The sequence below is a fragment of the Pseudoxanthomonas sp. LjRoot204_2 genome, from assembly GCF_056175765.1.
This window is the reverse complement of sequence record NZ_JBGFFG010000357.1, coordinates 1-3,518: the sequence shown is the minus strand read 5'-3', so window position 1 is coordinate 3,518 and position 3,518 is coordinate 1. Positions and strand designations below refer to the sequence as shown.

The following is a 3,518-nucleotide window of genomic DNA, read 5'->3' as shown; positions in this document are numbered from 1 at the left end:
CTTGTAGGCGACGAGAATCTTCATCCTGAGGGAATTCCTGTATGCGACGGTGAGGCCCGGCGGCGGCGGCTGGCCGACGAGGGCAGACGTTGGATTTTAGCCGTCAGGCGGGGTCCATGCGAGTCCGTACGGTACCGTCCGCCAGCTGGGAGACCAGCACGGCCGCGAAATCGGCGGCGCTGCCGGGGGCCTGGGCGAAAAACAACGAGGGCTCCGTCAGCTCGAGCTCCAGCAGCTGCGGTTTGCCGTCGGCGCCCTTCAGCAGATCGATGCGCGCATACGGAAGAGGCGCCTCGAGCTGGCGCAGGCGCGCGGTTGCGGCAAGAACCTGTTCTGCCAGCGCTTGCTCGGCGAGGGAAGCGACCGTTGCCGCGATCTCACCGAGTGCCATGGGCGCCTGTCGCGCCGTCTCCCCCAAGGGCAGCTGCGCGCACTTGCGAGCGGCATGGCTGAACCGGCCGTCGAAATACAGCAGGGCGGTCTCGCCGTACTGGTCGACCGAGGGCAGGTAGGGCTGCAGCATCACGCTGCGCTCCTGCTCGAGCAGGCGGCCGATGTGGTTGCCGGCCACGAACTGCTGGTCCCGGGCATATCGTTGGGTGTCGCGGGCGCCGGCGCTCACCGCGGGTTTGACGACGAACTCCGGTACATCGAACTCGTCCAGAAATCCGGACAACGCGTCCATGGGCTCGGCATCGGGCTCGACGAACCGGGTTGGAACCACGGGGATGCCGATGGTGGCCAAGTCCGCGAGATAGTGCTTGTCGGTGTTCCAGCGGACGACATTCAGCGGGTTGAGCAGACGGGTCACCCGGTCCGCGTGTTCGCACCAGGCCAGGAACTCGGACAGTCGTTCGGTGTAATCCCATGGCGAACGCAGCAGAGCCGCATCGAAGCGGCCCCAGCTCACGGTGGGGTCGTCCCAGGCCACGGCGCGGGCGTGCAGGCCGGCGTCGGCGCACGCATCGAGCAGCGGTACGAGGTCGTCATCGTGGCCGGTGGCTCCCACGGCGGTGACGAGGGCAAGGGTCTTCATGTGCCTCAGTGTACGCGCACGTCCCGCGCGGGATTCCCATTGCCCGAAAGTACCTGTGTCGGCGACGGGGTGCTGGGTAGAATGCCGCTTTCCTTATCGAATGGATCACGCCATGGCGGGTAACCCCGGCTCCGGAGGCAAGCAGAAGCTCTACCCCAGCGCGGCGGATGCGCTGCGGGGTGTCCTAGCCGACGGCCAGACGCTCGCGGTCGGTGGCTTCGGCCTGTGCGGCATTCCGGAAGCGCTGATCGGCGCGCTGCGGGACAGTGGCGTGAAGGGGCTGACGGCCATTTCCAACAATGCGGGCGTGGACGGTTTCGGCTTGGGCTTGCTGCTCGAAACCCGGCAGATCAAGAAGATGATTTCGTCCTACGTGGGCGAGAACAAGGAATTCGAGCGCCAGTTCCTCTCGGGCGAGCTGGAACTGGAATTCAATCCGCAGGGCACGCTGGCCGAGCGCCTGCGCGCCGGCGGCGCGGGCATTCCCGCGTTCTTCACCCGTACCGGTTACGGCACGGTGGTGGCCGAAGGCAAGGAAACCCGCCAGTTCGGGGAGCACTGGTATGTCATGGAGACAGCGCTGATCGCCGACGTGTCGCTGGTCAAGGCGTGGAAGGCCGACAAGGCCGGCAACCTGGTGTTCCGCAAGACGGCCCGCAACTTCAACCCGGCCTGCGCCATGGCCGGCAAGGTCTGCATCGCCGAGGTCGAGGAAGTGGTGGAAGTCGGCCAGATCGACCCGGACCACGTCCACCTGCCGGGCATCTACGTGGACCGCATCGTCCACAACCCGACCCCCGAGAAGCGCATCGAGCAGCGCACCGTCCGCCAAGGAGACAAGTGATGCCCTGGACCCGCGATGAGATGGCGCAGCGCGCCGCCCGCGAACTGACCGATGGCGCCTACGTGAACCTGGGCATCGGCCTGCCTACGCTGGTCGCCAACCACATTCCCGTCGGCGTGGACGTCTGGCTGCAGTCCGAGAACGGCMTGCTCGGSATCGGCCCGTTCCCGCCCGARGACGAGGTCGACGCCGACCTGATCAACGCCGGCAAGCAGACCGTCACTGCCCGCGCGGGCGCCAGCTACTTCGGCAGCCACGACTCCTTCGCCATGATCCGCGGTGGCCACATCGACCTGGCGGTGCTGGGTGCCATGCAGGTCACCGACCAAGGCGACCTSGCCAACTGGATGRTCCCGGGSAAGATGGTCAAGGGCATGGGCGGYGCCATGGACCTGGTGGCCGGCGTSAAGCGCATCGTCGTGCTGATGGAGCACGTGGCCAAGGACGGAAGCCACAAGATCCTGCCGCAATGCGACCTGCCGCTGACCGGCGTGGGCGTGGTGGACCGGATCATCACCGATCTGGCGGTGTTCGACGTGACCCCCGACGGTCTGGTGCTGGTGGAAAAAGCCGACGGTGTGACGGGGGAGGAACTGGTGGCGAAGACCGGCGTACCCTTCCGGCCTGTCGCCTGAGTCGCCCCGAGTCGTGACGCACGTCCACTTCTTTTGCGCGATGGCGCACGCCTGACTTTCAGCTGTACGTTTTGCTGCCGATAACCCGGAGAGGCGAACCCGTTGGCTGTTTTGTGGCCCGGGGGCTGGGCTATAGTGTCGGTTCAGGGGCTCTATCCGTTTTTCTCAGAGGCGTACGTATGAAACTCCGGGTCGGCGCTTGCGCCTTGATGTTGGTCTTGGCCGGGTGCAGTGGGGAAAGCCCCGAATCGGGCATGGCAGGGATGCGGGGTGTCGCCGCCAGCAAGCCGACCGGCGCGCTGCCGACGTCGCTGCCCCTGGCGCGCGCGATTGGCGCTTCCATCGCGAATTTGCCGGACCGCGGCGCGCTGCTGTCCTTTCCCGACAAGGCAAAGCCTACCAGGCAGGAGGGCGCCTATACTTGGTTCCCGACCGCGATCAGCGAAGCGCACGCCTTCAAGGGCATCGCCACGGGTGAAATGACCGTGCCCTCGCCCGATGGCAGCCAGGTCAAGTTGCGTTATGAGCGTCACGTCGAAGAGATCGACGGCAACTGGACCTGGATCGGCCGCGTCGTCGGTGGCGATCCGATGCAGGAAGCCATCATCACCTTCGGCGAGAAGGCCGTGTTCGGCTCGATTCCCCAGGCGAACGGCAAGCCGGCCCTGAGCCTGCAGACCCGCAACGGCACCGTCTTCGCGGTCCAGACCGATCCCACCAAGGTGGTGTCGGCGACGAAGGGCCATGTGGACGTGATGATCCCCGAGGCGAGGGCGCTTCGCTCGTCGATGGGCGCAGCGGTCACCGCCGCGGCTCAGGTGACCCAGAATGCAGTGGCGGTAGCGCAGGGTGCCCCGCAGACGGCCGCCAACACGATCGACGTGGCGATCGGCTATACGCCCGAGTTCGCAACGGCCAACGGTGGCGCCTCCGGTGCCGCAACGCGATTGGTGTTCCTGATCCAGGTCGGCAACCAGGCGTTCGTGAACAGCAACGTCAACGG

3 protein-coding genes and 1 pseudogene are annotated in these 3,518 nt (G+C 66.4%); 3 read left to right on the top strand and 1 reads right to left on the bottom strand.

Translation table 11 applies throughout. The features are described 5' to 3' along the window. Positions 1-103 precede the first annotated feature (103 nt). Positions 104-1,036 carry an ATP-grasp domain-containing protein gene (locus tag AC04L7_RS14655; protein WP_435996853.1) on the bottom strand — a complete coding sequence of 311 codons (933 nt, stop codon included), beginning with the start codon at positions 1,034-1,036 and terminating at the stop codon, positions 104-106. Between the two features lie 112 nt (positions 1,037-1,148). Between AC04L7_RS14655 and AC04L7_RS14650 the strand changes: the two genes are divergently transcribed. From AC04L7_RS14650 to AC04L7_RS14640, 3 genes and pseudogenes are all read left to right on the top strand, one after another. Continuing rightward, positions 1,149-1,880, top strand: a complete 732-nt coding sequence (locus tag AC04L7_RS14650; RefSeq protein ID WP_435996855.1) for a CoA transferase subunit A — start codon at positions 1,149-1,151, stop codon at positions 1,878-1,880. After that, positions 1,880-2,515: a CoA transferase subunit B gene (locus AC04L7_RS14645; protein ID WP_475513282.1), complete on the top strand. Its 636-nt coding sequence runs from the start codon at positions 1,880-1,882 to the stop codon at positions 2,513-2,515. Before AC04L7_RS14650 ends, AC04L7_RS14645 begins: the two co-directional genes overlap by 1 nt. 254 nt (positions 2,516-2,769) lie before the next feature. Beyond that, positions 2,770-3,518: pseudogene (locus AC04L7_RS14640) on the top strand (hypothetical protein); the annotation flags it as partial.

Coding starts and splice junctions, on each gene's coding strand:
- AC04L7_RS14655 (WP_435996853.1), bottom strand. CDS start 1,036: ATGAAGACCCTTGCCCTCGTCACCGCCGTGGGAGCCACCGGCCACGAT.
- AC04L7_RS14650 (WP_435996855.1), top strand. CDS start 1,149: ATGGCGGGTAACCCCGGCTCCGGAGGCAAGCAGAAGCTCTACCCCAGC.